Origin of the sequence: Nonomuraea sp. ATR24, assembly GCF_041950485.1 — a bacterium.
Classification (GTDB): Bacteria; Actinomycetota; Actinomycetes; order Streptosporangiales; family Streptosporangiaceae; genus Nonomuraea; species Nonomuraea ceibae.
This window is the reverse complement of the sequence record NZ_JBGNUU010000023.1, coordinates 92,609-113,045: the sequence shown is the minus strand read 5'-3', so window position 1 is coordinate 113,045 and position 20,437 is coordinate 92,609. Positions and strand designations below refer to the sequence as shown.

Genomic DNA, 20,437 nt, shown 5'->3' with positions numbered 1-20,437 from the left:
GGTGGTAGCCCAAATCGCCACGAATAGCACGAATGCGGATGGGAGAGGTCAGCCGGCCCAGCCGCTGAGCCGCCAGCTCCCCGCGACCGGCCGGCGCACCAGCGCGGCCGGGTCCGACCAGGCCCGCTCCTCCTCGGACCTGGCCCTGGCCCGCGCCACCAGCCGGGTGACGGCCAGGACGACGGCCTCCAGCTCCTCCGGGGTCGCGTTCCCCCGGACGGTGATCAGTTCGGCGATCGGCTCCATCACGCACCTCCGCCTCCGACCGTGTGGCCGGGCGGCGGGAGCGCGCAACTCCGTCAGTGCTCCACCTGGCTGTCGAACTCGACGACCAGCGGAAGGTCCACCCTCCTCCTGATGTTCAGCTTGCGGTAGGTGCGGGTGAGGTGCTGCTCGACCGTGCTGAGCGTGATGTAGAGGCGCGCCGCGATCTCCCGGTTGGCGTAGCCGGCCGCGGCCAGCGCGGCCACCCGCCGCTCGGCGTCGCTCAGCACGCCGATCAGCTCGCTCGGCAGCGGCGCCGGCACCACGCTCGGGTCGTCGGCGCGGCTCAGCGCGTCGATCATCGGCTCGGCCCGGCACTCGCGCGCCGCCGCCTGCGCCCGGCCCGCGATCGTCCGGGCGCGCCGGTACTCGCCCAGCGAGTCGTACGCCTCCACCAGGTCGAACAGCGCCCGGGTCAGCTCGTAGCGGTCGCCGGCCATCTGCAGGTACTCGGTCGCCTGCCGCAGCAGGGCCGGACGGCGGGCCGGCTCGGAGACGGCCGCCTGCAACCGCAGCGCGATCCCCCGGCCCCGGCGCAGCTCGGCGCCGCACATGCTCAGCTGGGTCTCGATGAGCTCCCTGGCCTCCTCGACGTGCCCCATCCGCAGGCACGCCTCCCCCGCGTCGGCACGCCACGGGATCAGGCCCGGCGTGTCCAGGTTCCAGGTGACCATGAGCTCGCCGCAGCGCTGGAAGTCGCGCAGCGCCAGCGCGAAGTACTCGTTGGCCAGGCTGTAGCGCCCGCGCGCGTACAGGTAGTGCAGGCCGTAGCGGGTCTGGAACATCGTCTCGGGCACCGGCCGGTCCAGGTACTCGCGGACCGCGTCGTACCTGCCCATCGCCGTCAGCGCGATGATCAGGCTGCTCAGCGGCCCGCCGATGGCGACGCCCCAGCTGCTCATCGGGATGGTGTCGAGCGCGATGCGGGCGTGGTGCGCGGCGGCGGGCATGTCGCCCTGCCGGATCGCGATCTCGGCGCGGATCGCTGCGAGCCTGGCCTGGCGGCTGGGCGCCTGCCTGGACATCGCCTCGGCGCTGAACCGCTCGCACCACGGCACCGCGCGGTCGCAGCGGCCCGCGTAGGTGAGGGCGAGCAGCGCGTTCTCCACGGTGTCCATCGACATCTCGTCGAGGTGGGAGTCCTCCAGGATGCGCTCCACCGCGTTCATGCTCTCCTCGCGCGGGCCCCGCGTGAGCACCTCGGCGAGCGCCAGCGTGGCCTCCACCCGCCGGTTGACGGCCACCGACACCAGGCCCGCCAGCGCGCGGCGGCCCGCCGGGCGCGGCAGGCCGGTCAGCAGCGGCGGGTGGGTGACGCGCAGCCAGAGCTGGGCGACGACCATCTCGGCCATCGTCTCGTGGTCGGCGGCGTCGCCCTCCTCGCCGAGCTGCTCCAGCACGTCGCGGGCGTCGTCGAAGCGGCCGTGCCACAGCAGCGCGCGGGCCAGCACGACCACGTCGCCGCCGCGCAGGCTGCCCCGGTTGACCGCCTCGGCCAGCTCGGCCAGGTGACCGGCGGGCGCGGCCGGGTTGATCCGCCACTCGGCCCGCACCAGCATCGTCATGATCTTCAACCGGCGCTGCTCGTCGTCGCACTCGCGCCAGGCCAGCCGCAGGTAGGCGACGGCCGACTCGACCTGGCCGGCGCGCAGCGCGTTCCTGGCGGCCTCCTCCAGCGTGGGCAGCACCCAGGGCGCCTCCACCCGGGCCGCCTGCAGCAGGTGGTCGGCGACCACGCAGGGCGTCATGCCCGCGTCGTGCGCCACCTCGGCGGCCCGGCGGTGCAGGTCCATGCGCTCCTGCTGGTCGATGCCCGCCAGGACGGCGCGGCAGACCGACTGGTGGCGAAAGTCGCGGCCGGAGACCAGCCCGGCCGCGCCGAGCGAGAGCAGCTCCCTGCTGATGTCGATCGGCGCGATGCCGAGCAGCCGGTCGAGCCCGTCGGTCTCGCCCAGCACGGCGAGCCCGCGCGCCACCCGCATCGTCTGCGGGTGCCCGCGCTGCAGGCACGACAGCACCGCCTGGCCGAACTGATCGCCCACGACCGGCTCCGGAGGCGGCTCGCCCACCGAGCGCAGGTACTCGCGGTAGTCCTCGGCCAGCGCGCCGGCCAGCAGCGGGTTGCCGCCGCTGAGCGTGTACCACTCCTTGGCGAAGCGCTCGGTCGCCTCCGTGCCGAGCTCGGCCGCCATCAGCTCCTCGACGCCATCGCGCGACAGCGGCGAGAGCTGGAGCCTGCGGCAGTGCGGCTGGCGCAGCAGGTCGGTCTCGAAGTACGCGTCGGCGCAGCGCATCCGGTCCGAGTGCGCGAACACGGCCACGATCCTGGCGCTCCTGGCCCGCCTGGCGAGGTAGGCCAGGCAGAGCAGCGAGGTGCGGTCGGCGTGGTGCACGTCGTCGACGGCGATCACCAGCGGGCACCGCTCGGACAGGTCCAGCAGGACCGTGCAGAGCGCGTGCACCACCTGGGCGTCGACGAGCTGGTCGGCCTCGGGCCCGGCCACGGTCGCGGCCCGGCTGCCCTCCTCGATGAGGGCCATCGCGCGGGCGTGGTCGGCCTCGGGGAGGGGCGCGTCCTGGATGAGCTGGCGCAGCACGCCGAGCGGCAGGTCGCGCTCCATGAGCGAGCCGGTCGCCGAGACGGCCAGCGCGCCGAGCTCGATGGCCTGCTCGGCCAGGGAGCGCAGCAGCGTGCTCTTGCCCGTCGCGACGGGGCCGCTGACCAGGGCGATCCGGCCCCGGCTCAGCACCGCGTTGGCGAGGAGCGACTCCAGAGCAGCCAGCTCCTCGTGTCGTTCGATCAGTCCCATGGCCGTCTCCCCTCGAATCGCCGCGGTCAGATCGGCAGGACCCGTCCTGACGGTGTCCGCAGGTCGAGCCAGTAGCGGTGGCCGTCGTCACGGGTGCGCGGCCTGCGCTTCCGCACCTGGGTGCGCCTCATGATCCTCACCTCGGATTCGCTGCCTGGTCCGAACGCTATGCCGGGGGCCCATCGCATCCTTATCGTCCGGCTATCAACCGCCGTGCCCGGGCCGGAACGGGCCGCTGACGTCGGCATTCGGGGTCCGCCGGGGGGCGCGGGGCGGGCGGCGCGGGCACGGCCGGCGCGGGCACGGCGGGCCAGGACCGCGCCACGGCCGACCCGACGGCGGCGAGCACGGCCGCCTCGACGTCGCCGCGGATGCCGGCGCCCCACACCGCCCGGTCGCCGTCGCCGAACCGCGCGTAGACGGCCACCTCCTCGCGCTCGCCCGCCGGGCCGCCCATGTGGTGGACGGCGCGCACGTCGAAGCCCTTGTCGGCCAGGGCCGCGCGCAGCGTGCGGAGCGTCCCGGCCCAGGCCGCCCCGCCGTACGCGGGGCCGTCGAGGTAGAGCTCGACCGTGGCGCCCTCCACCGCCGGAGGCGCCTGCGCGACCGCGTACGTGGCCTCGAAGACCTCCCGGACGCGCTCGGGCGGGATCTCCCCGCCCTCGGCCTCCGCCAGCGCCTGCACGACCTGCGCGAAGTCGATCTGCAGCGGCCTGGGCAGCGTGAGCCCGTGCCTGGCGCTCATCACGTAGGCCAGCCCGCCCTTGCCCGACTGGCTGTTGATGCGCACGACGGCCTCGTACGTCCGGCCCACGTCCCTGGGGTCGACCGGCAGGTACGGCATGCTCCACGGCAGCTCCGACGGCGCGAGCCCGGTCCGCGCCGACTCCCGTTCCAGCGCGTCGAACCCCTTCTTGATCGCGTCCTGGTGGGCGCCGGAGAACGCCGTGTAGACCAGGTCACCGCCGTACGGGTGCCGCGCGGGCACCGGGATGCCGGTGCAGCTCTCCACGACCCGGCGGACCCGGTCCAGGTCGGAGAAGTCGATGCCGGGGTCGATGCCCTGGGTGTAGAGGTTCATGCCGAGCGTCACCAGGCACACGTTGCCGGCCCGCTCGCCGTTGCCGAACAGGCAGCCCTCGATCCGCTCGGCCCCCGCCATCAGGGCCAGCTCGGCCGCCGCCACGCCGGTGCCGCGGTCGTTGTGGGTGTGCACCGACAGGCAGATGTGCTCGCGCCTGGACAGGTTGCGGTGCATCCACTCGATCTGGTCGGCGAAGACGTTCGGGGTCGAGCGCTCGACGGTCGTGGGGAAGTTGAGGATGATCGGCCGGTCCGGGCCGGGCTCCCACACGTCCATGACCGCCTCGCAGACCTCCAGGGAGAAGTCCGGCTCGGTGTCGTTGAAGTGCTCGGGCGAGTACTGGAAGGCCAGGTCGCAGCCGGGGATGAGCTTGTCGGCGTAGGCCATGACCAGGCGGGTGCCGTGCACGGCCAGCTCGCGGCACTGCTCGCGGTCCATGCCGAACACCAGGTTCCGGATGGCCGGCGAGGTGGCGTTGTAGAGGTGCAGGGTCGCCCTGGCGGCCCCGCGCAGGCTCTCCACGGTCCGCTCCACCAGGTCCTCGCGGGCGGGCACGAACGCGGTGATGCGCACGTCGTCGGGGATGCGGTCCTCCTCGACGAGGAGGCGGACGAAGTCGTGGTCGTCCTGGCTTGCCGACGGGAAGCCGACCTCGATCTCCCGGTAGCCCATGCTCACCAGGAGCTCGAACATGGCCAGCTTGCGCTCGGGGCCCATCGGCCTGGCGAGCGCCTGGTTGCCGTCGCGCAGGTCTGTCGACAGCCAGCGCGGCGCGGCGGTGATCGCGGCCGTGGGCCACGTCCGGTCGTGGAGCGGGATCAGCGGAAATGCGTCATACCGATTGGTGTTCATCGCGCGCCCTACTCAGTTGAACGAGCCGAAATAGGCGGAATAAGAGTGCGGCGAGAGCAGAACGTTAATTTGATAGGTGCACGCCTCGTCCGTCATGCGGAACACGACGACGATCTCCGGATAAGCGGCGGTGAGCCCGAGGCTCACGAAGTAGCGATCACTTCCGAAGACGATTCTGTACAGGCCGCGGTCGAGCCGGTGCTCCCGCCACTCCTTGACGCGCCCTTCGTGATCGGTCACCGACTGGGCGTCGATCACCCAGTGACCGTTGTCGGCACGGTCCAGACGCACGTCCACGCTGGCGGCCGGCCGCCCGTAGACGCTGTCCAGCGCCTGCACGTCAATCCCCATCAAACGCCACCTGTTCAGGAGTTCCGTCTGCCGCGGTTCGTCCGCGCCCAGGTGGTCGCCCCCCGGGCCTGTTGGCCACCCGAGTGACCCGCCGCGTGCTCGCGCCACCCGGGCTCGCGACAAGGGTTGCGGCGGCCGCTATCGCCGCGCCTTCGTCGCGCTATCGCCGGATCCCCGCCGCGCTATCGGGCACTTATCGGGGCCCGCGGCGGGCCGGCGAACGCCTTATCGCCGATTGCGGGGTTTTCCGCGGAAGCGCTCCGGGGAATGGCCGTCGACCTGCTCGAATGGCGCGCCGGAAGCGCGCCGATATGGGGTCGATGGTCGCCGGTGCGAGCGTTTGGGCCGAGCGGCGGGGAGAGCGCCGCGACATCCAGACGGAGGTACGCACCATGGGCCGGACCATCGCCACAAGCGCCGCCAGGATCCGCATGTCGATCATCGTTCTCGCGGCGGCCGCAGCCGCTTTCCTGGCCCTGGGTTCGACCGTGCCGGCATACGCGGCGGCCGCGTCCGCCACCGAGCAGGGCCCCGGCGACCCGTGGGGCATCGTGTCCAACGGTCCCGGCGACCCCTGGGGCATCGCGGCCGACGGCCCCGGCGACCCCTGGGGCTGAGCATCCCGGAGCGAGCGGCCGACGACCTCAGGGTCTCGGCCGTTTCGCGGTTTAATGGGGATTACCCTGTGGCCACAAGTGGCCCAGCACTGTAGTGTAACGCACAAATCGGCCGAACTTCACAGACGCGACCATCGCGATAAATGCCTGCCGATCTTGTAATATAGCCAGCACCCCACCAGGCAACCTTGGGGCCATAATCTCAAATATGGTGTCAGCCAAATTCCGCCCTGCACCTTGTCCGGCCGGGGGGCCTGGACGGTTGCCGAAGAGGGCGGCGGCTTCATCAAGGAGATGTGCGTGGAGTTTCGACTACTGGGGGCACTCGAAGCCACCGCCGACGGGAGAAATCTCGAACTGGGCGGCACGCGCCAGCAAATCATCCTGGCCGCGCTGCTTCTGAACGCAGATCGGCCCGTCGCCATGACCCGGCTGATGGAAGCCATCTACGACGACGAGCCGCCCGCGACCTCCCGCGCCCAGGTGCAGATCTGCATCTCGGCCCTGCGCCGCGTGTTCGCCGCGCACGGCCGGCCCGACATGATCGTGACCAAGCCGCAGGGATACGCGCTCCTGGCCGAGCCCGGCGAGATCGACGCCCGCGTCTTCGAGACCCTGGTGGCCAGGGCGCGCAAGCTCCGCGACGATCGCAACCCCGAAGAGGCCATCCGCCACTACCGCGAGGCGCTCGGGCTGTGGCGCGGCCCCGCGCTCGACGGCATCGAGAGCCGGCTGCTGCAGGCCATCGCCGGTCAGCTCACCGAGCAGCGCATCACCGCCAACGAGGACTGCATCCAGCTGGAGCTGGAGCTCGGCCGCCACCACGAGCTGGTCGGCGAGCTCACCGGCCTGGTCAGCGTCCACCCGTTGCGCGAGCGCTTCATCGCCCAGCTCATGACCGCCCTCTATCGGTCGGGACGGCAGGCCGAGTCGCTCCAGGTCTACCGCGACGCCCGCCGCATGATGATCGAGGAGCTGGGGATCGAGCCCAACGAGCGATTACAACAGCTCGAATCGGCCATCCTCACAGCCGACGAGAGCCTCGAAGCGCCCGCGCCGCCCACGCTCGTCACCGTCGAGCCGCGTCCCGGCCCCTCCTCCGTGCCGGGCATGCTGCCCGCCGGCATCGCGGACTTCATCGGGCGCCAGAGCCAGCTCGACGAGATCAAGAAGAGGCTGACGGAGCCGCCCGACGGCGCGGCCCGCTTCGCCGTGCCCATCGTCGCCATCGCCGGCCGGGCCGGGATCGGCAAGACCACGGTCGCCGTGCACACCGCGCACAGCGTGGCCGAGCACTTCCCCGACGGCCAGCTCTACGCCGACCTGCACGGCGGCGTCTCCCGCCCGGCCAGCCCCATGCAGGTGCTCGAACGCTTCCTGCGCGCGCTCGGCGTGTCGGGCACCGCGCTGCCGGAGACGCTGGAGGAGCGGGCCGAGATGTACCGCATGCTCCTGGCCGACCGGCGCATGCTCATCGTGCTCGACGACGCCGCCTCCGAGAGCCAGGTGCTGCCGCTGCTGCCGGGCAACCCCGCCTCGGCCGTCATCGTCACCAGCCGCAGCCGGCTCGGCGCGCTGGCCGGGGCGACCCAGGTGGACGTCAGCCTGTTCGACGCCGCCCAGTCGGTCGACATGCTGTCCAGGATCGCCGGGGCCGACCGGGTGTGGGCCGAGCCCGAGGCCGCCGCCGCGCTGGCCGAGCTGTGCGGCTACCTGCCGCTCGCGCTGCGCATCGCCGGCGCCCGCATGGCCGCGCGCCCGTACTGGGGTGTCGAGCAGCTGGTGGAACGGCTGCGGGACGAGGCCCGCAGGCTGGACGAGCTCATGCACGGCGACATGGGCATCCGGGCCAGCCTGTCGCTGACCTACGAGGGCATCAGCGAGCAGGCGCGCCGCCTGTTCCGGCGGCTGGCGATCCTCGACGCGCACGTCTTCTCCGCCTGGACCGGGGCCGCGCTGCTCGACCAGCCGCTCGCCGACGTGCAGGACCTGCTCGACGACCTGGCCGACGCCCAGCTCGTCGAGGTGCTGGGCACCGGGCGGCACGTCGGCGTGCAGTACCGCTTCCACGACCTCATCCGCGTCTACGCGCGCGAGCGGCTGGCCGCCGAGGAGACGCCGGACATGCGCTCGGAGGCGCTGGCCCGGGTGCTCAGCGCGCTGCTCCACCTGACGCAGGCGGCCCGCCGCCGCGAGTACGGCCCCTCGCCCGGCCCGCACCCGGCGCACGAGATCCCCTCGCCGCTGCCGGAGGAGCTGATCGAACGGCTGGTCGCCAAGCCGATCGCCTGGTTCGAGCGCGAACGTCACGTGCTGCTCGCCGGCATCAGGCAGGCGGCCCAGGCCGGGCTGGTGGAGCTGTGCTGGCGGCTGGCGATGAACGCCGAGACCTTCTTCGAGCTGCGCGTCTACCTGGACGACTGGCGCGAGACGCACGAGATCGCCCTGGAGGCGGCCCGTGCGGGAGGCGACCGGCGCGGCCAGGCCGAGATGCTGTACGCCAGGGGCTCGCTGTCGCTGACCGAGCAGCGCTTCGACGACGCCGCGCGCGACTTCGAGGCGGCGCTGACGCTGTTCGAGGAGGTCGGGGCGGAGCTGCAGATCGCCAAGACGACCCGCAACATCGCCGTGCTGGAGCGGATGAACGGCCGCATGGAGGCGGCGATGGGCCACCTCCAGCACGCCCTGCGGATGTTCTCGGCCATCGGCGACCAGATCGGCGCCGCGCACACGCTGCACAACCTGGCGCAGATCAAGGCCGACTGCGACGACATCGACGGGGCCAAGATGCTGCTGGCCGAGGCCCTGGTGCGCAGCAAGGGCGGCGGCAACCGCCGGGTGACCGCCCAGGTGCTGCACCGGATGGGCCACGTGCACCTGCGGGCGCGCGAGGTGGCCATCGCGGCGGGGGCGTTCGAGGAGTCGCTGGCGGTCGTGCAGGAGATCGGCGACACCATCGGGGAGGCGTTCGCCCTGCACGGGCTGGGCGTGGCCCGGCTGCGGCAGGGCAAGCTGCAAGAGGCCGAGCCGCTGCTGCGCAAGGCGCTCACGGTGGCCAGCAGTTCCCGCCACCGCCTCGCGGAGGCGCACGCGCTGGGCGGCCTCGGCGAGCTGGCGCTGGCGGCGGGCGACCAGGCCGACGCGGCCGGCTGCCTGCAACGGGCGGCGGCACTGTTCCGCCAGATGCGCACGCCGCTGCTGGAGGCGCGCACGCTGCTCATGCTGAGCAAGGTCGTCGACGCGGATGCGGCGGCGACCGCGCAGGCGCGGGTGCGCGAGCTGATGGATCAGGTCGGCGACCGGGCGGGCGAGTCGCTGCGCGACCCGCTGGCGTCGGCGGCCTTCGAACCCCGCTCGCCCTACACCGACCCGATGAGCGAGCCGCTGCCCTGACCGGCCCATTCCCGCCGGGCCTGTCCGGCGGGAATTTTCCGACCCGTCATATACCTTAGGGGGGTACGGTATCGAGATCGAGGAGGACGCATGCGACGCCTGACCCCCCTGGAGCCCGCCGAGGCCCCCGGCAAGTCCCGGGAACTGCTCGAGGACATCGTCAGCAGGAGAGGCGGCGTGGGCGACATGGTCGCCACCATGGCCCACTCCCCCGCCGCGCTCCAGGGCTACCTGGACTTCTCGCGGGCCATGAAGCGCGTGAAGCTGCCCCGCGCGCTCAGCGAGAAGGTCTCACTGGCCGTCCAGGAGTGGATCGGCTGCGCGTACTGCCTCCAGGCGCACGCGGAGGCGGCGCGGGCGGCCGGACTGAGCGAGAGCGACATCGCGCTGGCCCGTCAGGGCGCCTCCACCGACGCCCGCGAGACGGCGCTGATCGAGCTCGCGGTCCGCCTGCTGGCCGAGCCCTCGTCGATCACCGACGCCGACGTGGCCGGGCTGCGGGCGCACGGCTGGAGCGACCGGATCATCGCCGAGCTGCCGGCCCTGGTCGCACTCAACCAGCTCACGGGCACGTTCAACCTGCTCACGGGGCTGGAGCCGGCCACATAGGGGAGGCGCATTGCATGGTCATGCAGAAGTATGTATATACTTCACCTCGTGTCCAAGGTACTCACCTCCCTGCCTGTCGGTGAACGTGTCGGGATCGCCTTCTCCGGCGGCCTCGACACGTCCGTAGCGGTCGCGTGGATGCGCGAGAAGGGCGCCGTCCCCTGCACGTACACCGCCGACATCGGCCAGTACGACGAGCCCGACATCGCCTCGGTGCCCGGCCGCGCGACGGCCTACGGCGCGGAGGTCACCCGGCTCGTCGACGGCCGCGCCGCCCTCGTGGAAGAGGGGCTCGCCGCGCTGACCTGCGGCGCGTTCCACATCCGCTCCGGCGGGCGCGCCTACTTCAACACCACCCCGCTCGGGCGGGCCGTCACCGGCACCCTGCTGGTGCGCGCCATGCTGGAGGACGGCGTGCAGATCTGGGGAGACGGCTCCACCTTCAAGGGCAACGACATCGAGCGGTTCTACCGCTACGGCCTGCTCGCCAACCCGGCCCTGCGCATCTACAAGCCGTGGCTCGACGCCGACTTCGTCAGCGAGCTCGGCGGCCGCAAGGAGATGTCGGAGTGGCTGCTCGCGCACGGCCTGCCCTACCGTGACAGCTCCGAGAAGGCCTACTCCACCGACGCCAACATCTGGGGCGCCACCCACGAGGCCAAGGCGCTGGAGCACCTCGACGCCGGCATCGAGCTGGTCGACCCGATCATGGGCGTGCGCTTCTGGGACCCGGACGTCGAGATCGCCACCGAGGACGTCACGATCGGCTTCGACCGCGGCCGCCCGGTGACGATCAACGGCAAGGAGTTCCCCACCGCCGTCGACCTGGTGCTGGAGGCCAACGCCATCGGCGGCCGCCACGGCATCGGCATGTCCGACCAGATCGAGAACCGGATCATCGAGGCCAAGAGCCGCGGCGTCTACGAGGCGCCGGGCATGGCGCTGCTGCACATCTGCTACGAGCGCCTGGTCAACGCCATCCACAACGAGGACACCCTCGCCAGCTACCACAACGAGGGCCGCCGCCTGGGCAGGCTCCTGTACGAGGGCCGCTGGCTCGACCCGCAGGCGCTGATGCTGCGCGAGTCGCTGCAGCGGTGGGTCGGCACGGCCGTCACCGGCGAGGTGACGCTGCGGCTGCGGCGCGGCGAGGACTACTCGATCCTCGACACGTCCGGCCCGGCGTTCAGCTACCATCCCGACAAGCTGTCGATGGAGCGCACCGAGGACTCCGCGTTCGGCCCGTCCGACCGCATCGGCCAGCTCACCATGCGCAACCTCGACATCGCCGACTCCCGCGCCAAGCTGGAGCAGTACGCCGGGCTCGGCATGGTCGGCAGCCCGCAGCAGGCGCTGATCGGCGCCGCGCAGCCGGCCCCGACCGAGCTGATCGGCGAGATGCCCGAGGGCGGCGCCGAAGTGATCGCCTCCCGGGGCGAGGTGCCCGACGACGAGCTGCTCGACAACGCCGCGATGGAGTTCGGCACCGACTGACAACCCCGTCTGACCGGGTGTCGGGTCCGATTGATCGAAAGCCCGCGCATCTGTCCCGCTCGCCCCTAATATCGTGCCTGTCTGCAGGAGCCAGAGATCGGCTGGAGGCACGGATGGCAGGGGCGAGCGCGAGCGCAGGAGTCCGGGGCCGGCCGCGTCGGCCGTGGTGACGCCGCTCGCCGGCCGCTATCGGCTGCTTGCCCCGATCGGGCAGGGCGGCATGGGCACCGTCTGGCGAGCCGAGGACGAGCTCCTCCAGCAGGAGGTCGCCGTCAAGGAGATCCGGCTGCCGCCTGGCCTCGGCGAGGGCGAGCGGGCCGAGCTGACCGAGCGCACGCTGCGCGAGGCGCGGGCCGCCGCCCGGCTGCGCTCCCACCCGTCGATCGTCACCGTCCACGACGTCGTCCTCGACGGCGGGCTGCCGTGGATCGTCATGGAGTTCGTCCGGGGACGCTCCCTGGAACAGGTGGTCCGCGAGCGCGGGCCGCTGCCGCCCGGCCGCGTCGCCGCGATCGGCCTGCGGATGCTCGACGCGCTCGGCGCCGCGCACGCCTCGGGCGTGCTGCACCGCGACGTCAAGCCCGCCAACGTGCTGCTCACCGACGACGGCCGGGTGCTGCTGACCGACTTCGGCATCGCCACCGTCGCCGGGAACGAGGCGATCACCCAGGGCGGCATGCTGTCCGGCTCGCCCGGCTACATCGCGCCCGAGCGGCTGCGCGGCGAGCCCGACGGCCCGCACTCCGACCTGTGGTCGCTGGGCGCGACGCTGTTCACCGCCGTGGAGGGCGTCGCCCCGTTCGCCCGCGCCAGCCCGGCGGCCGCGATCGCGGCGGCGCTGACGCAGGAGCCCGCCCCGGTCCGGCGGGCCGGCCCGATGGCGCCCGTGCTCGCCGCCCTCCTGGACAAGGACCCGGCCCGCCGCTGCTCCCCCGCCCAGGCGGCGGCCGCGATGGAAGGGGTCGCCCGCGAGGCCGGCGTCCTGGACGACGACCGCACCGCGCCCGGCCGGCTGCGCCGCCGCCGCGCGCCGATCGTGCTGGGCGCGCTGCTGGCCGTCGGGCTGACGGCCGCGGCGGTGGCCGTCGTGCTGCCGAAGGTGTTCCCGTACACCGCTCCCGTGATCCGGCCGTTCTCGCCCGTGACGGCGCTGCCGTCCGCCTCCGGCACGGCGAAGCTGTTCACGAACGCCTTCGAGGCGTGCGACCTGCTGACCGCCGCCCAGGCACGCAAGGTGTTCGGCGGACCGGCCAAGGAGCAGTTCTTCAGCGAGTATCACTGCCGCTGGACCGGCCCGGACAACGCCACCATGGTCGTGATGGCGTACCTGACGCCGAGCGTCTGGGGCGCGGAGAACTTCCACGACCTGCAGGTCAAGAACATGAAGCAGGAGCCGAGGCGCACCCCCGGCACCAAGGTCCGCGCCGGCCCGGACATCGGCGACGAGGCGTTCAGCTTCACCCAGCGCAGCCCGTTCTCCTTCATGCGCAAGCAGTACACCTCGGAGGTCTCCTTCCGCATGACGAACGTCGCCGTCGGCATCAAGCTCACCGGCGCCCGCCCCGGGTTCGCCGACCTCGACCGGGCCGCCGCCTACGTCGTGGCGGCCGTCGAGAAGCGGCGCTGACCCGCCGCCGACGTCCTGCCGCACGTCGAGCCGCGCCACGCCGACCGGCTGGCGGACCGGGTCAGCCGCATCCTGCCGGTGCTGGAGAACCACCTCACGCTCCCCCGCCACCTCGAACGGGCCGCGGCCACGCTCTCGGCCGCCCTGCGCGCCACGGGCCGGCCCCGCCCGGCCGCCGGCCTCGACGCCGCGGTCCGGACCAGGAGCCCGGCCCGCTGACAGGACGGCCGGGAAGATCCGGGCGCCGGTCTTGGCGGGAGCCGGTCCATCCCTCATCATCGGCCTATGCGGCTGCCGGTACGCCTGTGGGTGATGCTGTCGCTGACCCAATCGCATCCGCCCATCACGCCCCCGGGCCAGGGCGGATCGGCCGGCGGCGGCGTGCGCTGCCCGCACCGGCGCTGCGGCGCGCCGCAGCAGGCCCGGCCGCCGAGGCACACCTGCGTCTCGTGCGGCAGGCGCTTCCTGGTGGCGCGCTGCCGGCTCAGCTCCCGCAACACCCACTACATGGTCAACGGCGGGCGCGACGGCTGGCGCTGCGACGTGGACGGCCGGATCCTGGGGCACGCGTGCCCGCTCTGCTCCGGTGGCAGCAGGCTGGGGGACGACGGGCTGTGCCACTGCCCGAACCGGCACGACTTCCCCCTGCTAAGGTGCCCCTGGCCGGGATGCGGCTTGCTCAACGTGCCCACCGGCGATGTCATGACATGTGTGTACTGCGACCGGAATTTCAGAACCTCCTGAGGGTCGGTGATGGCGAACCTGATCACGGGCGCGTCCGGTGGCATCACGCGGATCGGCCGCTACTTCACGGTGGTCAGCGTGATCCCGTCCGCGCTGTTCGCCACCTACCTCTACCTGCTGATGCGAAGCGGCGCCTGGGACGGCCGCCTCGACTGGTCGAAGGTGTTCGACGGCCTCAAGCTGACGGACGCCGTCCTGCTGACGATCTTCACGGTGGCGGGCGCGCTGGCGGCCAACCCGCTGCAGTTCATGCTCGTCCAGTTCATGGAGGGCTACTGGAACGGCCCGCTCCTGCGACCGCTGGCCCTGTCCCGCACCCTGCACCATCGCCGCCGCTGCCTGACGATCCAGGACCGGATGGGCGCCAGCGCCTGGTACCTGGCCCGGCTGGACGACGAGCTCAAGCCGTCCGCGCCTGACACGACCGTCGAGGCCCTGCGCGCCGACGCGCTCAACGCGGAGATGCGCCGCCTGAGAGCCGGCTACCCGGACCGGCCGGAGGAGATCCTGCCGACCCGGCTCGGCAACATGCTGCGCCGCCACGAACGGCGGGCGGGCTCGATGTACGGCATCGACCCGCTGGTGGCCCTTCCCCGCATGGCCATGACCGCGCAGCCCGAGGAGCTCACCTACCTCAACAACCAGCGGACCCAGATGGAGCTGGCCGTGCGGACGGCCGTCCTCGGGCTGCTCGCCGCCGTCGTCACGGTCCCGTTCATGTGGCGGGAGGGCGCCTGGCTCCTGCTGGCGCTGGTCCCGTACGGCATCGCGTACGCGTCCTATCGTGGCGCGGTGGCGCTGGCCGCCGAGTACGGCACGGCCATCGCCACGCTCATCGACATGAACCGGTTCGCCTTCTACGACCGGCTGCGCCTGGCCCACCCCGAGGACATCGCGCAGGAGAGCGCCCGCAACGAGATCCTCATGCAGGTGCTCCAGGCGGCCCCGCCCGCCGACGGGCGGCCGCCGTTCCTGGCGTACGTGCCGCCCGCGCAGCAGCCGCAGGAGCAGCTCCCGCCACAGGAGGCGGCGCCCTCCCCCGCGGACGAAGAGTGAACGACCAAGGTGCCCCGATGAGCGACCCGACGACGCCCCATCCGCCCCAGGCGCCCGGCGACGGCCAGCTTCCCGTGGCCGCGCCGGTGACCGTCGCCGACTACGCGGCGCCGGCGGGCCCCATGCCGGTCGCCCCCGTGCCGGCCGGGCGGGAGTTACGCGCGCGCGACCGGTGGCTGTGGGTGTGGCCGCTCGTCACGCTGGTGATCATGGTCGCCGTCGGGATGCTGTGGGGGTCCCTCGGGACCTTCCTCAGCGGGGTGGTGGTCGTGGCGGTCCTCGTGCTGTACGTGGGCGACGAGGTGCTGCAACCCGGCCATCGCCTGGCGGTGACCGGGCTGGCGGTGGTCCTCATCGCGCTCGCCTGGCTCGGCTACCAGCGCGGCGTCCCGTTCTTCTCGCCTGTCTCGACGGGGCCCGGCGTGACCGCCGACTCCACGGCCGGGTCGTCCCCACCGGACCTGCGGGGCCGCACGCTGACCGCGGGCGATCTCGAAGGCGTCAACCTGCGCGGCGCCCAGCTCGCCGGCGCCGTCCTGGACGGCCTGGACCTGCACGGCGTGGACCTCAGCGGAGCGCGCGCCCCGGGGGCGTCCTTCCGTGGGGCGAACCTCGACCGGGCGCGCCTGAACGACGCCGACCTGCGTGGCGCCGACCTGCGCGAGGCCTGCCTGTACGGCGCCGAACTGCGCCGGGTGGACCTGCGCGGCGCGGACGCCACGAACGCGGACGTCACGGACGTCGTCGCCGACGAGTCCCAGCTGAAACGGGCCGCCTCCTGGCCCCGGGAGGGCACCGGGAGGCGGTGCGGCGCGGGCTAGCGGGATCCGCTACTGAGGAGTGAACTCGGCCTGCCACACGCCCTCGGCGTCGACGTCCAGGTAGTACTCCCCGGCGAAGCCGTAGATGTTCGTGTCGATCCGGCCCTTGCTCTTGATGACGTTGGCGATCGAGCCGTCCACCGGCTGCGCGCCGCCGACGGCCTCGACGGACATGATGAAGTTCGTCGGGCCGTACTGCGAGGAGTTGCCGGAGTAGGTGACCTTGACCTCGTAGTCGCCGTACAGCTCGAACTTCTTGGTGTTCTTGTTGCCCTTGCCCTTCACCGTGACGGGGCTGCCGACGCGGGCCGGGGTCGCCGTGGCGATGGGCTCCTCGTCGGGCATCTCGTCGATCACGACCGGCGTGGCGCTGACCGCGGGGGGAGTGTTCACGGGCGCGGCGGCCGGAGCCGGCCCGGCGGCGCCGCAGGCGCCGGCCCCGGAGATCAGCACGAGGCTGACCAGGGCAGGGACGATCTTGTGCAAGGCGTTCCTCAAGTGATGGGACGACCGCTATGCGGCATATGTCCATTGGTGCGACACATTGAACCATGTGCGATGTGTATCCCGCGACCGTGGATTCGGGCTCCGGCCAGGTGCGACGCGGGGCGTGAGAGAATAGGAGGACGACGCCCTCTCGGCCTCGGGTCCAGGACCCAGGTGGGAGGGTTTTTTCATGCCCGGAATCGGAGGAACCCCGCGATGAGACTCGGTCTGACCTGCCCTCGTTTCACCTGGCCCGGCGGTGACGCCGCGATCGCCGGCCGGTTCGCCGACGTGGCGCGCGGCGCGGACGAGGCGGGGCTGCACAGCCTGTGGGTGATGGACCATCTGTTCCAGATCCCCAACTTCGGCGGCGTCGGCGAGCCGATGCTGGAGGCGTACGGCGCGCTCTCCTACGCCGCCGCGCTGACCCGCCGCGTCACGCTGGGCGCGCTCGTCACCGGGGCGCCGTACCGGGCGCCGGGATTCCTGGTGAAGCAGGTCAGCACGCTGGACGCGCTGTCCGGCGGTCGGGCGGTGCTGGGCATCGGCGCGGGCTGGTTCGAGGAGGAGGCGCGCGGGCTCGGGCTGCCGTTCCCGCCGGTGGCCGAGCGGTTCGAGCGGCTGGAGGAGACGCTGCGGATCGCGCGCCGGATGTTCGCCGGTGACCAGGAGCCGTTCGAGGGACGCCACTACCGGCTGGAGCGGCCGGTCAACGCACCGGCGGCTCGGCCGCGCATCCTCATCGGGGGCAGCGGCGAGCGCAAGACGCTGCGGCTCGTCGCCGAGTACGCCGACGCCTGCAACTTCCTGTACGGCGCGGACGTGCCGCACAAGCTGGCCGTGCTACGCGCCCACTGCGAACGCGCGGGCAGGCCGTACGAGGAGATCGAGAAGACCCTCCACCTGCGCGTCTCCGGCGACGCGAGCGTGGACGAGACCGTGCAGCGGTGCGGCGAGCTGGCCGAGCAGGGCATCGAGCACGTCATAGCCGCCCTGCCGGACGCCGCCGACGAGGCCGGGCTGGCACTGCTGGGCGAGGTGGCGCGGCAGGTCGCCGGCATCGGGCCGGCGACCGTCACCACGCCGGGCCGCCCCGCGAACGCCCCCGGGCAGGTCTAGGGCCGGTCCTCCGGCCTGGCCGGCCGCTGCGGCTCGGCCGTCCCGCCCCCGCCGTAGCGGCGCTGGACCTCGTCCACGCCCCTGCCGATCTGCTCGTCGTACTTGTGCCCGGTGCGCTTCTTGGCCATCTCCTCGGCCTTGTCGACCGCCTTGTCGACGTGCTTGGAGTGCTTCCTGGCCAGGTTCTCGGCCTTCCTGACCCAGTCTCCGATGCCGCTCATGAAAGCCTCCCCCTTCGTCTCGCCCGCTCCCCTACCCGGCGTGGGCGGCGGCGAACGCGACCCCGCTCCCCTACCCGAGGGGCGGCGGCGACCGCGACCCCGCCCCTCCTACCCGGGGGACGGCAGCGAACGCGACGTCAAGATCGATTGGCTACCGTACGGAGTACAGCGGCAGGCGACCTGATCGGGGGGCGACGTGCTCGACGGAATGCTGACCAGGAGGCCCGACGGCGACCCCGGCTTCGAGGCCGTGGGCAGCGAGGTCGAGCTGGGCGCGCTGCGGGTGGAGAAGAAGGCGTTCACGCCCCTGCGGCTGACGCGGGTCGCCGACTCCTCCGCCCACGGCGCCTACCAGCTCCTGCTCCCGTTACGCGGCACGATGCACGCCGCCTGGGACGACCGGCGGCTCACCACCGGCGCCGGCGACCTGCTCGTGCACGACGTCACCCGCATCACCACGGCCCGCTTCGAGGCCGCTCCCGGGACCGGCACCTTCCAGACCGCCGCCGTCACCATCCCCAAAGCGCTCATCCCGCTGCCGGACGAGCACGTCGACCGCGTGCTCGGCCGCCGCATCCCCGCCCGCGACGGGCTCGGCGCCCTCCTGGCCGGCTTCGTCACGGACGTCGCCGACACCGCCGCCTCCTGCACGCCCGCCGACCGGCCGCGCATCGGGATGGCGCTGCTCGACCTCGTGTCGGCGCTGCTCGCCTCCACGCTCGAAGGCGACGGCGGGCCCGCCCCGCACGCACACCGCCAGGCGCTCACCCTGCGCATCCAGGCGTCCGTCCTGCGGCGCCTCGGCGAGCCCGACCTCTCCCCCGGCGCCCTGGCCGCCGCCCACCACATCTCCGTCAGCTACCTGCACCGCCTCTTCCAGGAGCAGGGCACCACGGTCGTCGCCTGGATCAGGTCCCAGCGCCTCGAACGCGCCCGCCGCGACCTGGCCGACCCGGCGCTGCGCCACGTCCCCATCCACGGCATCGCCGCCCGGTGGGGGTTCTCGCACGCCGCCGACTTCAGCCGCGCCTTCCGGCGCGCGTACGGCGCCTCCCCCCGCGACTTCCGCCACGGGGCGCCGCTCACGACCTGAGCCTCCACCCCGTCCTCGTACGGCTTCCGGTCCCGGCGAGGCGTTCAACACCCCCACCACCTGGCGGCACTGACCCCTCCAGAGGAACCCGCCACCCCGACAGGCCCGCCCCTCAACGGCCCGCCGCTCTCAGGGGGCTGATGCCTTCAGGGGCTGGCCCCTTCAGCGGCCGCCAACGACCTCCCACCACGGGACCACCCGCAACGGGAGGCCCCTCCCTGCGGCTGGCCCCAGGCGGGGCTGTCCCATTGGGGGCTGTCCCATTGGGGGGCTGACCCCGCAGGGCTGCCCCTCCGGAGGGAGCTGCCCCACCCGAGACGCCAGGGCCCCCTTCCGGAGGGGTCACCGACTTCCCCGGCGGACGGTCCCTCGCCCAGGGTGGCCCCTCCCGGAGCGGGCGGGCTTCGGGGGCGGGCTTCGGCGGGCTGGCTTCGCTTCGGGGGGCTGGCTTCGGCGGGCTGGCTTCGGCGGGCTGGTGAAAGTTACAGGGTGTTCGGGGGCGGCGGTGCAGGTCGGGGGTGGGACCGGGGTGGGGTGGGTTCCGGACGGACGGGGGGTTTCTTACGATCTGCGCAGGCGACGGACGGGAGCGGTCGGATGGCGGGGACCCGGGCTTGGCTGGCGAGCATGGCGGCGATGCTGGTGCTGACCGCGGGGGCGGTGTTCGCGATGGCCACGCCGGCGAGCGCGGCGCCCGTGCGGGTCATGCCGCTGGGCGACTCGATCACGGGGTCGCCGGGCTGCTGGCGGGCGCTGCTGTGGAACAGGTTGCAGGAGGCCGGGCACACGAACGTGGACTTCGTCGGCACGCTGCCCGCCCAGGGGTGCGGGGTCCCGTACGACGGTGACAACGAGGGGCACGGCGGCGCGCTGGTGACCACGGTGGCGAACCAGAACCAACTCGTGGGCTGGCTGGCCGCGAGCTCCCCGGACGTGGTGCTCATGCACTTCGGCACCAACGACGTGTGGAGCAACGTGCCCACGGCGACGATCCTGGCCGCCTACACCAAGCTGGTGGGGCAGATGCGGGCGAGCAATCCGGCCATGCGGATCCTCGTCGCGCAGATCATCCCGATGGCGCCGGCGACCTGCGCGGAGTGCGGCGCGCGGGCGGTGGCGCTCAACGACGCGATCCCGGCGTGGGCGGCGGCGACCAGTACGGCGCAGTCGCCGGTGGTGGTCGTGGACCAGTGGACGGGCTTCGGCACCGGCGGTGACACCTACGACGGGGTGCACCCGAACGCGGCGGGCGACCGGAAGATCTCCGACCGGTGGTATCCGGCGCTGGTGGAGGCGCTGTCGGGCACGCCGACAGCGAGCCCCACCGTGAGCCCGACCGCGACCCCCACCGTGAGCCCGACCGCGACCCCCACCGTGAGCCCGACCGCAACCCCGACGGTGACGTCCACGTTCCCGCCCGCGGGCTGCTCGGCCGTGTTCCGGAACGCGGGCCAGTGGCAGGGCGGCTTCCAGGGCGAGGTGACCGTCTCGAACACGGGCGTCACGGCGCTGAACGGGTGGACAGTGCGCTGGACGTTCGCCGACGGGCAGCGCATCAGCCAGCTCTGGAACGGCGAGCTGAGCGCCGACGGCGCGGCCGTGATGGTGCGGAACGCGTCCTGGAACGGCGCGATCCCGCGCGGCGGGTTGGCGACGTTCGGTTTCGTCGCCTCGTGGACGGGCGCGAACACGCCGCCGTCCGTGACGTGCGCGACCGGTTGACGCGGACGGCGAATTTCTGCCGCCAATAAATAACGAAATAGCGGAAATACCGGTCGTTCAATTTTCAACGTTGC

18 protein-coding genes are annotated in these 20,437 nt (G+C 72.7%); 12 read left to right on the top strand and 6 right to left on the bottom strand.

Annotation, left to right across the window (positions count from 1 at the left end):
- Positions 1-48 precede the first annotated feature (48 nt).
- The 4 genes from ACBI99_RS38135 to ACBI99_RS38120 all read right to left on the bottom strand — a co-directional run bounded on the left by ACBI99_RS38135 (position 49) and on the right by ACBI99_RS38120 (position 5,361).
- Entirely contained in the window at positions 49-246 is a 198-nt protein-coding gene (locus tag ACBI99_RS38135) for an acyl-CoA carboxylase epsilon subunit (protein WP_219507978.1), read from the bottom strand.
- A gap of 53 nt (positions 247-299) precedes the next feature.
- Complete coding sequence (locus ACBI99_RS38130; protein WP_375074705.1) at positions 300-3,074, bottom strand: AAA family ATPase; 2,775 nt, start codon at positions 3,072-3,074, stop codon at positions 300-302.
- 190 nt (positions 3,075-3,264) lie between these two features.
- Positions 3,265-5,010, bottom strand: coding sequence for a 2-isopropylmalate synthase (locus ACBI99_RS38125; protein WP_219507981.1), 1,746 nt, complete (start codon positions 5,008-5,010; stop codon positions 3,265-3,267).
- A 12-nt stretch (positions 5,011-5,022) separates the two neighbouring features.
- On the bottom strand, positions 5,023-5,361 hold the full coding sequence (locus tag ACBI99_RS38120) for a hydroxyisourate hydrolase (protein WP_219507983.1): 339 nt from the start codon (positions 5,359-5,361) through the stop codon (positions 5,023-5,025).
- 431 nt (positions 5,362-5,792) lie between these two features.
- On the opposite strand from ACBI99_RS38120, the gene ACBI99_RS38115 reads away from it, so the two are divergent.
- The 9 genes from ACBI99_RS38115 (at position 5,793) to ACBI99_RS38075 (ending at position 15,722) form a co-directional block, all read left to right on the top strand.
- Positions 5,793-5,978 carry a hypothetical protein gene (locus ACBI99_RS38115; RefSeq protein WP_219507985.1) on the top strand — a complete coding sequence of 62 codons (186 nt, stop codon included), beginning with the start codon at positions 5,793-5,795 and terminating at the stop codon, positions 5,976-5,978.
- A 300-nt stretch (positions 5,979-6,278) separates the two neighbouring features.
- Positions 6,279-9,371: a BTAD domain-containing putative transcriptional regulator gene (locus ACBI99_RS38110; protein WP_219507988.1), complete on the top strand. Its 3,093-nt coding sequence runs from the start codon at positions 6,279-6,281 to the stop codon at positions 9,369-9,371.
- Positions 9,372-9,461: 90 nt separating this feature from the next.
- Positions 9,462-9,980 carry a carboxymuconolactone decarboxylase family protein gene (locus ACBI99_RS38105; protein WP_219507990.1) on the top strand — a complete coding sequence of 173 codons (519 nt, stop codon included), beginning with the start codon at positions 9,462-9,464 and terminating at the stop codon, positions 9,978-9,980.
- A 48-nt stretch (positions 9,981-10,028) separates the two neighbouring features.
- Positions 10,029-11,474, top strand: a complete 1,446-nt coding sequence (gene argG, locus ACBI99_RS38100) for an argininosuccinate synthase (RefSeq protein WP_219507992.1) — start codon at positions 10,029-10,031, stop codon at positions 11,472-11,474.
- Positions 11,475-11,640: 166 nt separating this feature from the next.
- Complete coding sequence (locus ACBI99_RS38095) at positions 11,641-13,101, top strand: serine/threonine-protein kinase (protein ID WP_308125881.1); 1,461 nt, start codon at positions 11,641-11,643, stop codon at positions 13,099-13,101.
- A gap of 78 nt (positions 13,102-13,179) precedes the next feature.
- The gene (locus ACBI99_RS38090) at positions 13,180-13,320 is read left to right on the top strand and encodes a hypothetical protein (RefSeq protein ID WP_375074704.1); all 141 of its coding nucleotides are present in this window, start codon (positions 13,180-13,182) and stop codon (positions 13,318-13,320) included.
- A gap of 66 nt (positions 13,321-13,386) precedes the next feature.
- Positions 13,387-13,845, top strand: coding sequence for a hypothetical protein (locus ACBI99_RS38085; RefSeq protein ID WP_375074703.1), 459 nt, complete (start codon positions 13,387-13,389; stop codon positions 13,843-13,845).
- A 9-nt stretch (positions 13,846-13,854) separates the two neighbouring features.
- A complete protein-coding gene (locus tag ACBI99_RS38080; protein ID WP_375074702.1) occupies positions 13,855-14,901 on the top strand; it encodes a hypothetical protein in 1,047 nt (348 codons plus the stop codon).
- A 17-nt stretch (positions 14,902-14,918) separates the two neighbouring features.
- A complete protein-coding gene (locus ACBI99_RS38075) occupies positions 14,919-15,722 on the top strand; it encodes a pentapeptide repeat-containing protein (protein ID WP_375074701.1) in 804 nt (267 codons plus the stop codon).
- A 9-nt stretch (positions 15,723-15,731) separates the two neighbouring features.
- Here ACBI99_RS38075 and ACBI99_RS38070 read toward each other — a convergent pair whose 3' ends face one another.
- A complete protein-coding gene (locus ACBI99_RS38070; RefSeq protein WP_375074700.1) occupies positions 15,732-16,208 on the bottom strand; it encodes a hypothetical protein in 477 nt (158 codons plus the stop codon).
- A 216-nt stretch (positions 16,209-16,424) separates the two neighbouring features.
- On the opposite strand from ACBI99_RS38070, the gene ACBI99_RS38065 reads away from it, so the two are divergent.
- On the top strand, positions 16,425-17,327 hold the full coding sequence (locus ACBI99_RS38065) for an LLM class F420-dependent oxidoreductase (RefSeq protein ID WP_375074699.1): 903 nt from the start codon (positions 16,425-16,427) through the stop codon (positions 17,325-17,327).
- On the opposite strand, the gene ACBI99_RS38060 is transcribed toward ACBI99_RS38065, so the two are convergent.
- Entirely contained in the window at positions 17,324-17,548 is a 225-nt protein-coding gene (locus ACBI99_RS38060; RefSeq protein WP_219507999.1) for an antitoxin, read from the bottom strand. The two genes, ACBI99_RS38065 and ACBI99_RS38060, sit on opposite strands and share 4 nt — an antisense overlap.
- Before the next feature lie 196 nt (positions 17,549-17,744).
- Here ACBI99_RS38060 and ACBI99_RS38055 point away from each other — a divergent pair, with 196 nt between their 5' ends.
- A complete protein-coding gene (locus ACBI99_RS38055) occupies positions 17,745-18,641 on the top strand; it encodes a helix-turn-helix domain-containing protein (RefSeq protein WP_375074698.1) in 897 nt (298 codons plus the stop codon).
- A gap of 597 nt (positions 18,642-19,238) precedes the next feature.
- Entirely contained in the window at positions 19,239-20,363 is a 1,125-nt protein-coding gene (locus ACBI99_RS38050) for a cellulose binding domain-containing protein (RefSeq protein ID WP_375074697.1), read from the top strand.
- Positions 20,364-20,437: the final 74 nt, after the last annotated feature.